Raw genomic sequence first — 16,988 nt, 5'->3', positions numbered from 1 at the left:
TGCAAAAAAGGCTGGATACAAAAAAGGGAGGGGTCGCCCCCTCCCTTTTCCAATTCAGCGCTGTGGCTTGGATCAGACCTTGATCGGCAGCTGGGTGCGGATCGACAGTTCCTTCAGCTGACGCTCCTCGACCTCGGCCGGGGCGCTCATCAGCAGGTCCTGGCCCTGCTGGTTCAGCGGGAAGGCGATGACCTCGCGGATGGCCTGTTCGCCCGCCAGCAGCATGACGATACGGTCGATGCCCGGCGCCAGACCGCCGTGCGGCGGCGCGCCATAGCGGAAGGCGTTCAGCATGCCGCCGAACTGATCCTCGACCACCGAGGCGTCGTAACCGGCAATCTCGAAGGCCTTCAGCATGATCTCGGCCCTGTGGTTCCGGATCGCGCCCGAGCACAACTCATAGCCGTTGCAGACGATGTCGTACTGATAGGCGCGGATGGTCAGCGGGTCCTGAGTCTCCAGCGCCTCCATGCCGCCCTGCGGCATCGAGAAGGGGTTGTGGCTGAAGTCGACCTTCTTCTCTTCTTCCGACCATTCGAACATGGGGAAGTCGACGATCCAGCAGAACCTGAACTGGTCCTCGTCGACCAGCTTCAGCTCCGTGCCGACGCGGGTGCGGGCCAAACCGGCGAACTTGGCGAAGACGCCCGGCTGACCGGCGACGAAGAAGGCCGCGTCGCCCTTGCCCAGCCCCAACGAGGTCATCAGGGCCTCGGTCGGCTCCTGACCCAGATTCTTGGCGATGGGGCCGCCCCACGACTGCTGGTCGTCCGACCAGAAGATGTAGCCCAGCCCCGGCTGACCCTCGCCCTGCGCCCAGGAGTTCATGCGGTCGCAGAAGGCGCGCGAACCGCCGGTCGGCGCCGGGATGGCCCAGACGGCGTTCTTCTCGTCGGCGCCCAGAATTTTGGCGAACAGGCCGAACCCGCCGTCGCGGAAGTGGTCCGACACGTCCTGCATCTTGATCGGGTTGCGCAGGTCCGGCTTGTCCGAGCCGTACCACTTCATCGACTGCTCGAACGTCAGACGCTCGAAGCCCTTGTGCTCCATCGTCTGGCCGAAGTCGTTGGTGAAGGTGTGCACGCCGTCGATCGGCGACACCGGCTTGCCCTCGCCGAACTCGGTGAACAGGCCGTGCATCAGCGGCTCGATCGCCTGGAAGACGTCTTCCTGCGTGACGAAGCTCATTTCCACGTCCAGCTGATAGAATTCCAGCGAGCGGTCGGCGCGCAGGTCTTCATCGCGGAAGCAGGGCGCGATCTGGAAATAGCGGTCGAAGCCCGACACCATCAGCAGTTGCTTGAACTGCTGCGGGGCCTGCGGCAGGGCGTAGAACTTGCCCGGGTGCATCCGGCTGGGCACCAGGAAGTCGCGCGCGCCTTCCGGCGACGAGGCCGTCAGGATCGGCGTCTGATACTCAAGGAAACCCTGCGCCACCATGCGGGTGCGGATCGACTGGATCACGCGCGAACGCAGGACGATGTTCTTGTGCAGACGCTCACGACGCAGGTCGAGGAAGCGGTTGCTCAGGCGAATCTCTTCCGGATACTCCTGCTCGCCGAAGACCGGCATCGGCAGTTCGGCGGCTTCCGACAGGACTTCCACCGACAGGACGCGCACCTCGACCTCGCCGGTCGGCAGGTTGGCGTTGACGGTCGAGCCTTCGCGCAGGACCACTTCGCCGTCGATCTTGATGACGCTTTCGGCGCGCAGGCGTTCGACCACTTCAAAGCCCGGCGTTTCGGGGTGCAGCACCAGTTGGGTCAGGCCGTAGTGGTCGCGCAGGTCGATGAACAGCAGGCCGCCGTGGTCGCGCTTGCGGTGGATCCAGCCCGACAGACGAACATTCGCGCCCGCATCCGTCGAACGGAGGGCGCCGCAGGTGTGGGTGCGATAGGCGTGCATGATCGGATTTTCGTCTGAAAACGGCTGTCGTACAGCGTGAATTAGGAGCGGGGAAAGGCCCATCATCGCCCGAGAAAGTCAAGGCTGACGCCACAAACGCCCCTGATACGCCATCCACAGCAGCGCACAGATTGTCCCCGTGATCCCGCCCTATCAACAGAGACGGGCGCGTCCCGGTCCGGCTAGGGTCCGGTCATCATGAACGCCCCGGCCGCCGAAATCCGTCAACTGCGCCTGCCGCTGCAGCAGGAGACGCCCCAGCGCGCCTCCGATCTGGCGATATCAGACGCGAACGCCGCGGGCGTGGCCGCCCTGGCCGCCTGGCCGGAAGCGCCGGGCGCCGTCCTCAGCCTGTTCGGCCCGGCGGGTTGCGGCAAGAGCCATCTGGCCGCCGCATGGGTGGAACGCACCGGCGCCATCGCCCTGCACGGCGCCGAGGCCTCTCACATCGACCCGCTGGAGCTTGAGGGTCGCCCCGTCCTGCTGGACGACGCGCAGGAGGCGGGCGACGAGGCGCTGTTCCACCTGATCAACCTGACCCAGTCGGGCGGCGGCGCCCTGCTCTTGGTGTCGCGCGATCCGCCCGCCTCGTGGACGACGGACCTGCCGGATCTGCGCTCGCGCCTGAACGCCATCCGCACCGTGGGGATAGAGGCGCCCGACGACGTGGTCTTCGCCGCCATGCTGCGCCGCGCCTTCGCCAGCCGGAACATCACCCCGGCCGATGAGCTGATCGACTATCTGGTCCGCCGCATCGACCGCTCGGCCGACGCCGCTGAGGCCGTGGTCGACCGTCTGGACGCCCTGCACCGCCCCGTGACGCGCGTGCTGGCGCGCCAGGTGCTGGACGGGGAACCCTAACCCGCTCATCCCTGCGGAGGCGGGGATGAGCGGAATAGTTAAGTCCCGCCTGCCGCGACACAATCGCGGTTGCAGCCGTCACAGGCGCGCGCGACAACAGAATCATGACCGATATCGCGCCCATCGCCGTCGACACCACCGGTGAAGAAGTCCCCTCCTCGCGCGCGCCTCAGCTGGAGCTGTCCGAGGCGCTGATGGCCTCGCCCGAGCGGTTCATCAACCGCGAGCTGTCATGGCTGGCCTTCAACGGCCGCGTGCTGGAAGAGGCCGCAAACGAAGGCCACCCCCTGCTGGAGCGGGTGCGCTTCCTGTCCATCTCAGCGAACAATCTGGACGAGTTCTTCATGACCCGTGTGGCGGGGCTGAAGGGTCAGGTGCGCGAGCGCGTCCGCGTCGTCTCACCTGACGGCCTGACCCCGGCCGAGCAGTTAGAACAGGTCAATGCGGCGGCGGGCGGCCTGATGGCCGAACAGCAACGCCAGTGGCGCGTCCTGCGCAAGGAGATGGCCGCCGCCGGGATCGAAATCGTCGAGCGCGCCCGCATCACCAAGACCGAGCGCGAGCGGCTGGAGCCTGAGTTCCTGAACCAGCTGTTCGCCGTGCTGACGCCGATGGCCATCGACCCGGCGCATCCCTTCCCCTTCCTGCCGAACCTGGGGTTCTCGCTGGCGCTGAAGCTGCGGCGCAACAGCGACAACCGCGTCCTGTATGCTCTGGTGCCGGTGCCGACGCAGGTGCGGCGCTTCTGGGCGCTAGCGACGGACGGGCGTTCGACGCCGGGACGGACGCGCTACGTCTCGCTGGAAAACCTGCTGCTGCTGTTCATCGATCACATGTTCCCCGGCTGCGAGATTCTGGAAAAGGGCCTGTTCCGCCTGATCCGCGATTCCGACATCGAGATCGAGGAAGAGGCCGAAGATCTGGTCATGGAGTTCGAAGAGGCGCTGAAGCAGCGCCGCATGGGCTCGGTCGTCCGCATCAAGATTCAGGCGGACATGCCCGACGACCTGCGCGACTTCATCATCGCCCAGCTTCACGCCCAGCCGCAGGACGTGGTGCTGGTCGACGGGATGCTGGGTCTGGCCCAGCTGTCCGAACTGATCCCCGGCGGCCATCCCGACCTGAAGTTCAAGGGCTATGAGCCGCGCTATCCCGAGCGGGTGCGTGACAACGGCGGCGACATCTTCGCGGCCGTGCGCGAAAAGGACATGCTGATCCACCACCCGTTCGAGAGCTTCGACGTGGTGGTGCAGTTCCTTCGTCAGGCCGCGCGCGATCCGCACGTCATCGCCATCAAACAGACGCTGTATCGCACATCAAAAGACAGCCCCATCGTCGCCGCCCTGATCGAGGCGGCCGAGAACGGCAAGAACGTCACCGCCCTGGTCGAGCTGAAGGCGCGCTTTGACGAAGAGGCCAACCTGCGCTGGGCGCGCCAGATGGAACGGGCGGGCGTCCACGTCGTCTTCGGCTTCGTGGAGTACAAGACCCACGCCAAGATGAGCGTCGTCGTGCGGCGCGAGGGCGACAGCCTTCGCACCTACTGCCACTTCGGCACCGGCAACTATCACCCGGTCACGGCCAAGATCTATACGGACCTGAGCCTGTTCACCTGCGACCCGGCGCTGGGCCGCGATGCAACGCGGGTGTTCAACTACATCACCGGCTATGCGGCGCCGGACGAGTTGGAAGCCCTGGTCGTCTCGCCGCTGAACATGAAGACCAGCCTGATCGAGATGATCGGCAAGGAGATGGTCGCCGCCGCCAAGGGCAAGCCCGCCGCCATCTGGGCCAAGATGAACGCCCTGGTCGACCCCGAGATCATCGACGCCCTTTATCGCGCCAGCCAGCAGGGCGTGCGCATCGAACTGGTCATCCGGGGCATCTGCTGCCTACGCCCCGGCGTGACAGGCCTGTCGGAAAATATCCGGGTCAAGTCGATCGTCGGCCGCTTCCTTGAGCACAGCCGCATCGTCGCCTTCGCCAACGGCCACGACCTGCCCAGCAACCGGGCGCGACTCTATATCTCCTCGGCAGACTGGATGCCGCGTAACCTGGACCGCCGGGTCGAGGTGATGACGCCGATCCTGAACGCCACCGTCCACGACCAGGTGCTGGATCAGATCATGGTCGCCAATCTGAAGGACGACGCCCAGAGCTGGGTTCTGGCCTCCGACGGCTCCTATCGACGGGTGATCCCCAGCGGGTCCGAGCGACCCTTCTCGGCGCATAAATACTTCATGACCAACCCCAGCCTGTCGGGACGCGGCCGCAAGGTGAAGACCCTGCCCGGCGCCCTGTCCTATCCCGGCCTCAAGGTGCGGAAGCGCCGCTGATGAGCCCCGAGCGCGAATACGAATCGAAACAGATCGCCGTCATCGACATCGGCTCCAACTCGGTGCGTCTGGTGCTGTACCGGCTGGAAGGCCGCGCGGTCTGGACCATGTTCAACGAGAAGGTGCTGGCCGGTCTGGGGCGTGATCTGGCCGCCACCCGGCGCCTGTCTGAGCCCGGCGTGGTCATGGCCATGACGGCGCTGCGCCGCTTCGCCGCCGTGATCGAGGGCGTCCAGCCCGATCAGGTGCTGGTCGCCGCCACCGCCGCCGTGCGTCAGGCCGAGGACGGCCCCCTGTTCTGCGAACGCGTGGCCGCCGAGACGGGCCTGCACATCCGCGTCCTCAGCGGTGAGGAAGAGGCGAAATATTCGGCGCTGGGCGTGCTGGCGGGTGATCCCGGCGCGCGCGGCGTGGCCGCCGACATGGGCGGCGCCAGTCTGGAGCTGACGCGGATCGGGGATGGTCCGCGCGGCAAGGGCGTGACCCTGCCGCTGGGGCCGTTCGCCCTGCTGGACGACAGGGGGTTCGACGCTGAGCGTCTGCGCGGCCGCATCGCCAGGCGACTGGAGCCGATCGAAGACGACTATGCCACCCCGACACTCTACGCCGTCGGCGGCGCCTGGCGCAGTCTGGCCCAGATGCATATGGCCATGATCGAGCACCCGATCCGCATCGTCCACCAATACGCCATGAGCGCCGCCGACGCCCGCGACATGGCCCGTCTGGTCGCTCGCCAGTCCCGCGCCTCGCTGGAAAAGCTGCCCGGCCTGTCCAAGCGCCGCGCTGAAACCCTGCCCTACGCCGCACTGGTGCTGGAGGGGCTGATCGACCGACTGGGGCTGTCGTCGGTCAGTTTCTCGGCCTGGGGCGTGCGCGAGGGCTTGCTGTATCAAGGCATGGAGCCCGCCATGCGGGCGGTCGATCCGCTGCTGGCCGGTTGTTCCGCCTGGGGCGGCCGTCAGGGCGTGGACCCGGCCCTGCCGCGCGCGCTGGACGGCTGGCTGCAATCCGTCGCCTCGGCCCTGCCCGAGGTGTTCGGCGAGGAACGAGACGCCCTGCTGACCTCATCGGTCTGCCGCCTGGCCGACCTGGGCGCGCGACTGCACCCGGACCATCGCATCAATCTGGTGTTCGATCAGGTGCTGTGGTCGCCGATTCCCGGCCAGACGCACACTGAACGCGCCTTCATGGCTGTGGCGATGAACGCCCGCTATGGCGGCGAAGCGCGCACGCCTGCGCCGGAAACAGTCAACCGCCTGCTGTCGGAAAAGGGCCAGAAGCGTGCGCGAGCGCTGGGGCTGGCCATGCGGCTGGCCTGCGACCTGTCGGGCCGCTCTCCGCAATTGCTGGCGAACGCCACAGCCACGGTCGAGAAAGGCGCCCTGCGCGTCACCGCCGCCAACGGTTATGCAGACATGCTGCTGGGAGAGCAGACGAAGCGGCGCGCCAAGGCGCTGGCCGAGGCGATGGATCTGACGCTGAAAATCTAACGCAACGCCTCTCCCTCCCCTTCATGGGGAGGGTGGCTGAGCCTGAAGGGCGAAGCCGGGTGGGGGCGGCGAGGCTAGTCAAACGCCGAGGCCAGGATTGCCTAGCCCTCCCCACCCGGTCGCTGCGCGACCACCCTCCCCATGAAGGGGAGGGAGAAAGTATCAGCCCTCGATCTCGACCACTTCGACGCGGGCGCCGTTCAGCACCAGGGCGATCTCGCCCTTCTTCAGCTTCAGCGCGTCTTCGCCGAACAGTTCGCGGCGCCATCCCTTCATGGCGTCGATGTCCGCATTGTCATTCAGGGCGATCTTTTCGAGGTCCGAGACGGTGGCGATCAGCTTGGCCGCCACGCCCGCATTGTCGCTCTTGGCCTTCAGCAGCACCTTCAGCAGTTCGACCACCGACGGCGGCGCTGGCTGGTTGTGCGACGGCCGCTCCAGCTTGGGCGCATGGGCTTCCGGGTCGGCCAGGACGCGCTTCAGCTCGGCCGCCAGCTCCAGCCCCAGACGCGAGCCGCCGAAGCCCTTGGGCACCGAACGCAGGCGGTTGAAGGCGTCGGGGTCGGTCGGCGTCTGGACGGCGATCTCGTCGATGGCCTCGTCCTTCAGGATGCGGCCGCGCGGCTGGTCCCGTTCCTGCGCCGCGCGCTCGCGCCAGACGGCGGTGGCCACGAAACCGGCCAGATATTTGGCGTTGAACTTCTTGGGCTTCAGCCGCTTCCAGGCGTTCTCGGGCGAGGTGTCATAGAGCGCCGGGTCTGTGACCGCGCCCATTTCCGACATGACCCAGTCCAGACGGCCTTCCTTCTGCAGCCGGTCGCGCAGCTTGGGATACAGCGCCGACAGGTGCGTCACGTCACCCAGCGCATAGGTCAGCTGCGCCTCCGACAGCGGGCGGCGCGCCCAGTCGGTGAAGCGGCTGCCCTTGTCCAGTTCCTGACGCAGCATCTGACGGACCAGCGCCTCATAGCTGACCTGATCGCCGAACCCGGCGGCCATGGCGGCGACCTGGGTGTCGAACAGCGGGCGCGGCATGGCGCCCAGCTTGTTGAAGATCTCCACGTCCTGCCGGGCGGCGTGGAAGACCTTCAGAATCGATTCGTCCCGCAGGATGTCGAGGAAAGGCTCCAGATCCAGACCTTCCGCCATCGGATCGATGATGGCGGCGTCCGTGGGCGAAGCCGCCGCCTGAATCAGGCACAGCTTGGGCCAATAGGTCGTTTCCCGCATGAATTCCGTATCAACGGTGATGTACGGAGCCTTGGCCAGACGATCGCAGAAGGCGATCAGCGCGTCATTGGTGGTGATTGGCGTCATTCCGATGCTATAGCCCCGCGCGACGCCGTCGTGGCAAGAGCGCTGCGACAAATTTTCGCCCCCGATTTCGAGCCGTGACCGATGAGCGACACCCCCGAGGCCCTAAACAACGGCCTGACCTACGCCGATGCAGGCGTGGATATCGACGCCGGAGAACAGCTGGTCGATGCGATCAAGCCCCTGGCCAAGTCCACGCGCCGCCCCGGCGCAGAGGCTTCGCTGGGCGGATTCGGCGCCCTGTTCGACCTGAAGGCCGCCGGTTTTGAAGACCCGTTGATCGTCACCACCACCGACGGCGTCGGCACCAAGCTGAAGATCGCCATCGAGACCAGCCGTCACGACGGCGTGGGCGTCGATCTGGTCGCCATGTGCGTCAACGATCTGCTGGCGCAGGGCGCCGAGCCGCTGATGTTCCTGGACTACTACGCCACGGGCAAGCTGGACGTGGACGCTGCGCGCCGCGTCGTCGCCGGCATCGCCGAGGGCTGCCGCCAGTCGGGCAGCGCCCTGGTCGGCGGCGAGACGGCCGAAATGCCGGGCATGTACTCGGGCGGCGATTATGATCTGGCCGGTTTCTCGGTCGGCGCAGTCGAGCGCGGCAAGGTCCTGCCCTATCTGGACCAGCAGAAGCCGGGCGACGTCGTCATCGGCCTGGCCTCGTCGGGTCCGCACTCGAACGGCTATTCGCTGATCCGCAAGGTGGTCGAGAAGTCCGGCCTGGCCTGGAGCGATGACGCCCCCTTCGCCAAGGACCAGTCGCTGGCGCAGGCCCTGATGGAGCCGACCCGCATCTATGTGAAGCCGGTCCTGCCGCTGATGAAGGCCGACCTGATCAAGGGCGCGGCCCACATCACGGGCGGCGGCCTGATCGAAAACCCTCCGCGCTGCATCGCCGAGGGCCTTGAGGCCAGCTTCGACTGGGACGCCTGGCCGATGCCCGCCGTCTTCCAGTGGCTGGCCGAGACCGGCGGCGTGTCGGATCACGAGATGCGCCGCACCTTCAACTGCGGCGTGGGCTTCATCCTGATCGTCGCGCCCGAAAACGTAGAGACAGTGCTGGCCGCCCTGCTGAACGCGGGCGAGACGGCGTTTGTCTGCGGGCAACTGCAGGCCGCGTAGCTTCCACGCCTCCCCTTCTCCGTCATCCTCGGGCTTGACCCGAGGATCAAGGGCGGCGGCGCGCTCTCCCTGCCAACCTCGCGCAGGCGGACAACCCGATCCTCGGGTCAAGCCCGAGGATGACGGCGAAAAACATAGCTCCGATGAAAAAAGGCCCCGGCCGCATGGACCGGGGCCTTCTTCATTTCAGACTGTCGCCGGGATCAGCGCAGGCCGCCGTTGACCGTCTCGTCGTAGAATTTCGACAGGTCGACGTGCAGTTGCTCCAGCGCCGGGCGGGCCGTGTACATCATGTGGCCGCCTTCATAGTAGGTGAACTCCAGGTTCCGGCGCAGGTGCGGCTCCAGCATCATCTGGGCCAGATCGTACTCCGTGCTGAAGAACGGCGTGGCGGCGTCGTAATAGCCGTTCAGCGCCAGCACCTTCATGTGCGGATTGCGACGGATGGCGGTGGCCAGATCGACGGCCGTGTTCGGCGTCGTCTGCGGGCCGCCGACCGGCGGACGGTGGTTCCAGTCCCAGTTGAAGCCCGGCAGGCCGCGCGCCGACTGGCGGTAATCCACATCGGTCCGATAGTTCAGCGTCGTGGCGATATAGTCGCGGAAGATGCCGAAATAGGCGCCGGTGATGGCGCTGCTCGACGGGTCTTCTTCGGGCGAGGCGCCGACGGCGTTGGCGTCGATGCCGGTATAGCGCATGTCCAGACGGCCGATGGTCTGGCGACGGTCGCGCAGCAGTTCCTTGCGGAAGGGGCTGAGCTCAAGGCGCAGGTTGGCCTGATCCAGCACCGTCGGCGAAATGCCGATCAGGGCGCTCATCTGCTGGGCGATCTGGGCGCGCTCGGCGTCCGAGATCAGGTGCCCCTTCGACAGGGCCGCCGCATAGGGGCCGATGGCGAATTCACGAGCGCGCTGGACGTGTTCTTCCAGGCTGGGCTTGTTCGGGATCTTGTTGTGATACCAGGCCGTCGCCGCATAGGTCGGCAGCAGGGTGATGAAGTTCTGCGGATAGCCCGGCTGGCGCACGCCGTAGTTCATGATCGACGACAGCAGGACCACGCCGTTCAGCGACATGCCGCGGTCTTCCAGCTGATGCACCAAAGCGCCCGCGCGCAGGGTGCCGTAGCTTTCGCCCAGAACATATTTCGGGCTGGACCAGCGGTCGAACTTGGTCGTGTAACGCATGATGGCGCGGGCGAAGGTGTCCGCGTCCTGATCAACGCCCCAGAAGGCCGAACCCGGCGTCTCGCCCAGCGGGCGCGAATAGCCAGCGCCGACCATGTCGATGAAGACCAGGTCGGTCTTGTCCAGCAGGGTCATGTCGTTGGGCGCCAGGTTGAACGGCGCAGGACGCTCGACCACCGGCTCATCGGTCTGGACCCGCATCGGGCCGAAGGCGCCCATGTGCAGCCACACCGTCGGCGAACCCGGCCCGCCGTTGAACATATAGGTGATCGGACGACGGCCGACCGGCTGGCCGTCCAGCGTATAGGCCACATAGAAGAGGCTGGCCGTGGGCATCCCCGCATCGTTGCGGACCGTCAGCGTGCCCGCCGTCGCCTTATAGCGCAGGGTGCGGCCGTGGGCGTTGATCGAGTGGCTGGTGGTCACTTCCGACTCATCGGCCGTGGCGCGCGCCCAGTTCTTCTCGATCTGTTCGGCATTGGCGTTGCGCAGGCGCTCGGCAGCCGAGCGGACCGGCCCCGAACCGGCCGAAGAAGCGGCCTCCTGGGCCACGGAAACAGCCGGAACGGCCAATAGGGCCGCCGCGCAGGCAGCCGTCAACAAACGACGCATAGGATACTCCCCCCTGACAGGCCGGACTTTCCGGCGGATCGACGCTAACGCCGCCGTTTCCGAAGAAGCAACGGAGTTTACGACAGTTCGGCAACAAATATTCAACGACGATACGCCCCCGGCCCTCGCCCCGGCTCCCCTCTTGCCAAGCCGGATTGAGGGCCGCATGGCAGTCGCCATCTGCTTTCCACGTATGAGTTCTCCATGTCCGTCGCCAAAACCCGCGTCGCCGTCCTGATTTCGGGGACCGGTTCGAACATGGTCAGCCTGATTGAGGCGGGACAGGCGCCGGACGCCCCCTATGAAGTCGTGCTGGTCGTCTCCAACATCGCGGGCGCCGCCGGTCTGGACAGGGCACGTGCGCTGGGCGTGGAGGCCGTCGCCATCGAACACGCCCCTTTCGGCAAGGACCGAGAGGCGCATGAGCGCGCCGTCGACGCCCTTCTGCGCGAACGCGGCGTCGAAGCGGTGGCCCTGGCGGGATACATGCGCCTGCTGACGCCGTGGCTGGTGCGCGGATGGGCGGGTCGGATGCTGAATATCCACCCCTCGCTGCTGCCGCTCTATCCGGGACTGAACACCCACGCCCGCGCCATTGAAGCGGGCGACCTTGAGGCGGGCTGCACCGTCCACATCGTCACCGAAGGCGTCGATGAAGGCCCTGTGCTGGGTCAGGCGCGCGTGCCCATTCTGGCCGGAGACACCGCTGAAATTCTCTCCGCGCGCGTCAAGGCGGCGGAACATCAGCTTTACCCCCGTATTCTGGCGAATTTTCTGAACGCTCCCAATTCTTAACGATTTTTAATGCGACAGCCGGTCGCAGCCCGGCGCAGGTTGCCGGCAAGCTCGAATGCCCGTTCCGATGGTGCAATCGCGCACGTCTGTACGACTGGAAAGACCCGATGATGAAAACCCGCCTGATGGGCGCCGCCGCCATGGCCGTCGCCCTCGCCTTCACGGCCCAACCGACCCTCGCACAACACGCCCACGCCTCCACCACCGTCTCCAACACGCCCGAGATCAAGCCGTGGGGCTTTGATCTGGACGGCCGCGACCTGACGGTGAAGCCGGGCGACGACTTCAACGCCTACGCCAACGGCGTCTATCTGAAGAACACCGAGATTCCGGCCGACAAGGCCCGCTTCGGGCCGTTCGACGTCCTCTATGAGAACTCGCAGGCCCAGCTTCGCGCCATCATCGAGGCCAGCGCCGCCAACCCGACCAACGCCAACGCCCAGAAGGTCGGCGCCCTGTACGCCAGCTTCATGGACGAGGCCCGCGTGAACCAGCTGGGCGCCCAGCCGCTGGCCGCCGATCTGGCCGCCATCCGCGCCGTGGCGAACCACAGCGACATGGCCCGCCTGATGGGCGCCAGCCACGAAGGCTTCGGCGGCTCCCTGTTCGGGGTCGCCGTGTTCGAGGATCTGCAGGATCCCAATGTCAACTCGGCCTATCTGGGTCAGGGTGGTCTGGGTCTGCCGGACCGCGACTATTATCTGAAGCCCGACTTCGCCACTCAGCGCGAAGCCTATGTCGGCTATGTCACGCGCGCCCTGACCGCCGCCGGGTGGAGCAACCCGGCGCAGGCCGCCGCCGACATCCTGGCCTTCGAAACGAAGGTCGCTGAAAAGCACTGGACCACGGTCGAGCGCCGCCAGATCGACAAGATCTACAACCCGACCCCGGCCGCGCAATTGGCCACCTTCGCCCCCGGTTTCGACTGGACCGCCTTCCTGCAGGCCTCCAAGGTCGAAAGCGTGCCCACGCTGGTGCTGATGGAAAACACCGCCATCCCCGGCATCGCCCAGGTGTTCGCTGACACTCCGATCGAGACGCTGAAAGCCTGGCAGGCCTTCCAGACCGTCGATCAGGCCAGCCCCTATCTGTCCGACGCCTTCGTCGATTCGCGCTTCGAGTTCCGCGGCAAGACCCTGCGCGGCCAGCCTGAGAACCGTCCGCGCTGGAACCGCGGCGTGGTCCTGGTCGACGGCCAGCTGGGCGAGGTGCTGGGTCAGGAATACGTCCGCCTGCACTTCCCCGCCTCGTCCAAGACGCAGATGGAACAGCTGGTCGCCAACCTCAGCGCCGCCATGACCGAGCGCCTGAAGGCTCTGGACTGGATGAGCGAGGCCACCCGCGCGCAGGCCCTCGAGAAAATGTCCAACTTCGGCGTGAAGATCGGCTACCCCGAGAAATGGCGCAACTATGACGGGCTGGAGCTGAAGGCCGACGACCTGTACGGCAACGTCGAGCGCGCCGCCGCCTTCGACTGGGCCTATGAGCGCGGCAAGATCGGCAAGCCGGTCGATCCGCTGGACTGGGGCATGACGCCCCAGACGGTGAACGCCTATTACAATCCGCCGCGTAACGAGATCGTCTTCCCGGCCGCCATCCTGCAGGCGCCCTTCTTCGACCCGAACGCCGATCCGGCGGTCAACTACGGCGGCATCGGCGCCGTGATCGGGCACGAGATCACCCACGGCTTCGACGATCAGGGCCGCAAGACCGACGCCAACGGCGTGCTGCGCGACTGGTGGACGCCGGAGGACGCCGCCCGTTTCGAGGAACGCGCCAAGACGCTCGGCGCCATCTACGCCGCCGAAGAACCGGTGCCGGGGATGCACATCAACGGCGACCTGACGATGGGCGAGAACATCGCCGATCTGGGCGGGCTGCTGATGGCGCTGGACGCCTATAAGCGCAGCCTGAACGGTCAACCGGCCCCGGTGATCGACGGCCTGACCGGCGAACAGCGCGTCTTCCTGGGCTGGGCCCAGGTGTGGCGCGAAAAGTCGCGTGAAGAGGCCCTGAAAGAGCAGCTGACCACCGACCCGCACTCGCCCGGCATGGCGCGCGCAGCCACCCCGCCGCGCAACATCGACGCCTGGTACGCCGCCTTCGGCGTCACCCCGGATCAGGCGGAATACATCGCCCCTGAGAAGCGCGCCCGCATCTGGTAAGCGGCGCGTCCGGCGACGGACAAAAAGAAAAGGGCGTCGGCTTCGCGGCCGACGCCCTTTTTCTCTCCTCCCCACTGTGTGGGGAGGAAAGCTTTACTCGTGCGGCTTCTTGGGCGTGGTCGCGGCGCCGCCGATGGCGCCGATGGCCGCCCCGGCCGCCGTGGCGCCGGTGTTGCCGCCGATGACCTGACCGGCGACGGCGCCGCCCAGAGCGCCCGTGGCGGCGCGCTGTTCCGTAGTGGTTCCGCAAGCGGCCAACAGGGCCGTCAGGCCGAGCACCGGAGCAAATTTCAGAATCGTCTTCATCGCGGTCATCCTTGTTCTTCTGCGAGAGCACGGCGTGACCCTGAAACGAAACGGCCCGCCCCCGGTTCCGGGAGCGGGCCGCCTTATCGTTGAGCCAGACCGCGCAAAGCGGCCTGTTTCAGCCTTTAGCCGACGATGTCGGCGTCGGTGAAGAACTGCTCGATCTCGATCTTGGCGTTGTCCAGCGAGTCCGAGCCGTGGACCGAGTTTTCACCGATCGACAGGGCGAACAGCTTGCGGATGGTGCCTTCAGCGGCGTCGTTCGGGTTGGTGGCGCCCATGACTTCGCGATATTTGGCGACGGCGCCTTCAGCTTCCAGCACCTGCACGACGACCGGCTCGGCGATCATCTGCGAGACCAGTTCGCCGTAGAAGGGACGCTCGGCGTGCACTTCATAGAATTTCTTGGCTTGGGCTTCGGTCAGCTTGACGCGGCGTTGAGCCACGATACGCAGGCCAGCGCCTTCGATGACGGCGTTGATGGCGCCCGTCAGGTTGCGGCGGGTGGCGTCCGGCTTGATGATCGAGAACGTACGTTCGGTCATGGGAGTGACTTCTTGTTTGGGAGTTTGAGGGTCGGCGGCTTATAGCGAGCGCCGCACATCTTTCCAATATCCCCGCGCCTGGACCATTATCGGTTCGGATTGAGCCAATCCGAACTCAGATCAATGGCCCAGATCAATCACTTGAGCGAATATCTGGGTTCACATGCGAGCGCATGTGAACCGATTTCGCTCTGAGCCTTTTTTCTTTCCGGTTGCCATGCTGCAGATCAAAAACCTGACCTACAACGCCTGGGGCCGCGAGTTCCTTGATGACGCCTCCGTCAGCCTGCCGCCCGGTTCCAAGGTCGGGCTGGTCGGCCGCAACGGCATCGGCAAGTCGACCCTGTTCAAGCTGATCCTGGGCGAGTTGGCCGCCAACGGCGACGAAATCTCCCTGCCCAAGACCGCCCGTATCGGCTCGGTCGATCAGGAACACCCCGCAACGCCCGTCAGCGTTCTTGACACCATTCTGGAAGCCGACGTCGAGCGCCACGACCTGCTGACCCGGCTGGAAACCGCCGAACCGGAAGAGATGGGCGAGATCTGGGGCCGTCTGATCGAGATCGACGCCGACAGCGCCCCCGCCCGTGCGTCCGAAATTCTGGCGGGTCTGGGCTTCAGCCATGAAGACATCCTGCGCCCGATGGCCGAGTTCTCGGGCGGCTGGCGGATGCGCGTCGCCCTGGCGGCCGCCCTGTTCGCCGAGCCGGACATGCTGCTGCTGGACGAACCGACCAACTACCTCGACCTGGAAGGCGCCCTGTGGCTGGAGCAGCGGCTGAAACGCTATCCGCACACGGCCCTGATCATCAGCCACGACCGCGAGCTGCTGAACGGCGTCTGCACCCACATCCTGCAACTGTCGAACCGCAAGCTGGACCTCTACACCGGCAACTACGACACCTTTGAAAAGACGCGGGCCGAGAAGCTGCGCCTGATGGCGTCGACCCAGGCCAAGCAGGACGCCGAGCGCGCCCACCTGCAGAAGTTCATCGACCGCTTCAAGGCCAAGGCGTCCAAGGCCACGCAGGCCCAGTCGCGCGTCAAGCGGCTGGAGAAGATGCAGCGCATCGAACTGCCGCCCGAAGAGCGCGTCGCCCCCTTCACCCTGCCTTCGCCCGAACGCCCCCTGCCCCCGCCGCTGATCCGGCTGGAGAAGGCCAACGTCGGCTATGAACCTGGCAAGCCGATCCTGAAGAACCTGAACCTGCGGATGGATCTGGACGACCGCATCGGCCTGCTGGGCGTCAACGGGGCGGGCAAATCGACCTTCGCCAAGCTGATCGCCAAGGCCCTGACCATCGAGACGGGCGAGTTCCACCGCGACGGCAAGATGCGCGTGGGCTGGTTCCACCAGCACCAGATCGAGGCGATGGAGCCGACCGACACGCCGCTGGAGATTATCCGTCGCGCCATGCCGGACGCCTCGGAATCCAGCCGCCGCAGCCGTCTGGCCCAGTTCGGCCTGCCGTTCGAAAAGCAGGAGACCACCGTCGGCGCCCTGTCGGGCGGTGAGCGGGCGCGTCTGCTGCTGAATCTGGTGGCGATGGATGCGCCGCACATCCTGATCCTGGACGAACCGACCAACCACCTGGACATCGACAGCCGCCGCGCCCTGCTGGACGCGCTGAACGAATATACCGGTGCGGTCATCCTGATCACCCACGACCGCTCGCTGATGGAACTGGTGGCCGACCGTCTGTGGCTGGCCGCCGACGGCTCGGTGAAGCCGTTCGACGGCGACATGGACGACTATCAGAAGTTCGTCCTCGACCGCGCCAAACAGGCAGGCATGAAGCCCAGCCAAGTCAAGCATGAAGAGGTCGCCGCCGAGGCTCCCACGCCTGCCGCCGCGCCCAAGGGCGAAAAGAAAAAGGGACCGTCACCGTCCACGCTTCGCCATGCGGTGAAGAAGGCCGAGGACCGGATGGCGCAGCTGACCGCCGATCTGGCGCGTCTGGACGACGATCTGGCCAACGCCGCCGTCAATGATCCGAAGAAGCTGGAAGGCCTGACCCGCTCACGCGCCAAGACCCAGGCCGATCTGGATCAGGCCGAAGTCGACTGGATCGCCGCCGAAGAAGCTCTGGCCGAGGTGTCGTGATGAGCAAGGCGTCGCCCCTGCTGTCCAAGGACGAGATGCAGGAGGCGGCCGCCCGCCTGCGCGCCTATCTGAGCGACGAGATGGAGGTGGAGGTCGGCCGCCTGCCCGCCGAGATGCTGGTCGAGTTCATAGGTCAGGACATCGGCCGCCTGTTCTACAACCGCGGCCTGCGCGATGCCGAAACCGTGGTGCGCCAGAAGGTCGAGGACATCGCCGACGCCCTCTACGGTCTGGAGCGATAAGCCCCCG

The 16,988-nt window shown here is 66.2% G+C and carries 13 protein-coding genes; 8 read left to right on the top strand and 5 right to left on the bottom strand.

What is annotated here, in order from left to right:
- Positions 1 to 72: 72 nt before the first annotated feature.
- On the bottom strand, positions 73 to 1,905 hold the full coding sequence (gene aspS / locus ACORJG_RS04820; RefSeq protein ID WP_427792053.1) for an aspartate--tRNA ligase: 1,833 nt from the start codon (positions 1,903 to 1,905) through the stop codon (positions 73 to 75).
- A 198-nt stretch (positions 1,906 to 2,103) separates the two neighbouring features.
- On the opposite strand from aspS, the gene ACORJG_RS04815 reads away from it, so the two are divergent.
- The 3 genes from ACORJG_RS04815 (at position 2,104) to ACORJG_RS04805 (ending at position 6,592) form a co-directional block, all read left to right on the top strand.
- Positions 2,104 to 2,766, top strand: coding sequence for a chromosomal replication initiator DnaA (locus ACORJG_RS04815; protein WP_427792051.1), 663 nt, complete (start codon positions 2,104 to 2,106; stop codon positions 2,764 to 2,766).
- A 104-nt stretch (positions 2,767 to 2,870) separates the two neighbouring features.
- A complete protein-coding gene (locus tag ACORJG_RS04810; protein WP_427792050.1) occupies positions 2,871 to 5,102 on the top strand; it encodes an RNA degradosome polyphosphate kinase in 2,232 nt (743 codons plus the stop codon).
- On the top strand, positions 5,102 to 6,592 hold the full coding sequence (locus ACORJG_RS04805; protein WP_427792048.1) for a Ppx/GppA family phosphatase: 1,491 nt from the start codon (positions 5,102 to 5,104) through the stop codon (positions 6,590 to 6,592). Before ACORJG_RS04810 ends, ACORJG_RS04805 begins: the two co-directional genes overlap by 1 nt.
- Before the next feature lie 162 nt (positions 6,593 to 6,754).
- On the opposite strand, the gene rnd is transcribed toward ACORJG_RS04805, so the two are convergent.
- The gene (gene rnd / locus ACORJG_RS04800) at positions 6,755 to 7,909 is read right to left on the bottom strand and encodes a ribonuclease D (protein ID WP_427792047.1); all 1,155 of its coding nucleotides are present in this window, start codon (positions 7,907 to 7,909) and stop codon (positions 6,755 to 6,757) included.
- Positions 7,910 to 7,990: 81 nt separating this feature from the next.
- Here rnd and purM point away from each other — a divergent pair, with 81 nt between their 5' ends.
- The gene (gene purM / locus ACORJG_RS04795; RefSeq protein WP_427792045.1) at positions 7,991 to 9,028 is read left to right on the top strand and encodes a phosphoribosylformylglycinamidine cyclo-ligase; all 1,038 of its coding nucleotides are present in this window, start codon (positions 7,991 to 7,993) and stop codon (positions 9,026 to 9,028) included.
- Positions 9,029 to 9,231: 203 nt separating this feature from the next.
- On the opposite strand, the gene ACORJG_RS04790 is transcribed toward purM, so the two are convergent.
- Positions 9,232 to 10,824 (bottom strand): S10 family peptidase, encoded by a 1,593-nt coding sequence (locus ACORJG_RS04790; protein WP_427792043.1) that lies wholly within the window; start codon positions 10,822 to 10,824, stop codon positions 9,232 to 9,234.
- A gap of 204 nt (positions 10,825 to 11,028) precedes the next feature.
- Between ACORJG_RS04790 and purN the strand changes: the two genes are divergently transcribed.
- Together purN and ACORJG_RS04780 are read left to right on the top strand one after the other, a co-directional pair.
- Entirely contained in the window at positions 11,029 to 11,619 is a 591-nt protein-coding gene (gene purN, locus ACORJG_RS04785; protein ID WP_427792042.1) for a phosphoribosylglycinamide formyltransferase, read from the top strand.
- A gap of 107 nt (positions 11,620 to 11,726) precedes the next feature.
- On the top strand, positions 11,727 to 13,784 hold the full coding sequence (locus ACORJG_RS04780; RefSeq protein WP_427792041.1) for a M13 family metallopeptidase: 2,058 nt from the start codon (positions 11,727 to 11,729) through the stop codon (positions 13,782 to 13,784).
- A gap of 93 nt (positions 13,785 to 13,877) precedes the next feature.
- Here ACORJG_RS04780 and ACORJG_RS04775 read toward each other — a convergent pair whose 3' ends face one another.
- Complete coding sequence (locus tag ACORJG_RS04775; RefSeq protein ID WP_427792040.1) at positions 13,878 to 14,090, bottom strand: hypothetical protein; 213 nt, start codon at positions 14,088 to 14,090, stop codon at positions 13,878 to 13,880.
- A 125-nt stretch (positions 14,091 to 14,215) separates the two neighbouring features.
- Positions 14,216 to 14,635, bottom strand: coding sequence for a nucleoside-diphosphate kinase (gene ndk, locus ACORJG_RS04770; RefSeq protein ID WP_427792039.1), 420 nt, complete (start codon positions 14,633 to 14,635; stop codon positions 14,216 to 14,218).
- Positions 14,636 to 14,852: 217 nt separating this feature from the next.
- On the opposite strand from ndk, the gene ACORJG_RS04765 reads away from it, so the two are divergent.
- Together ACORJG_RS04765 and ACORJG_RS04760 are read left to right on the top strand one after the other, a co-directional pair.
- The gene (locus ACORJG_RS04765) at positions 14,853 to 16,739 is read left to right on the top strand and encodes an ABC-F family ATP-binding cassette domain-containing protein (protein WP_427792037.1); all 1,887 of its coding nucleotides are present in this window, start codon (positions 14,853 to 14,855) and stop codon (positions 16,737 to 16,739) included.
- Positions 16,739 to 16,981, top strand: a complete 243-nt coding sequence (locus tag ACORJG_RS04760; protein WP_427792036.1) for a DUF2164 family protein — start codon at positions 16,739 to 16,741, stop codon at positions 16,979 to 16,981. The genes ACORJG_RS04765 and ACORJG_RS04760 overlap by 1 nt, the downstream gene beginning before the upstream one ends.
- Positions 16,982 to 16,988 lie beyond the last annotated feature (7 nt).

This window comes from Brevundimonas diminuta (genome assembly GCF_050310045.1).
Lineage (GTDB): Bacteria > Pseudomonadota > Alphaproteobacteria > Caulobacterales > Caulobacteraceae > Brevundimonas > Brevundimonas diminuta_F.
The sequence above is the reverse complement of the archived record's forward strand: the minus strand, read 5'-3'. Positions and strand labels throughout refer to the sequence as shown.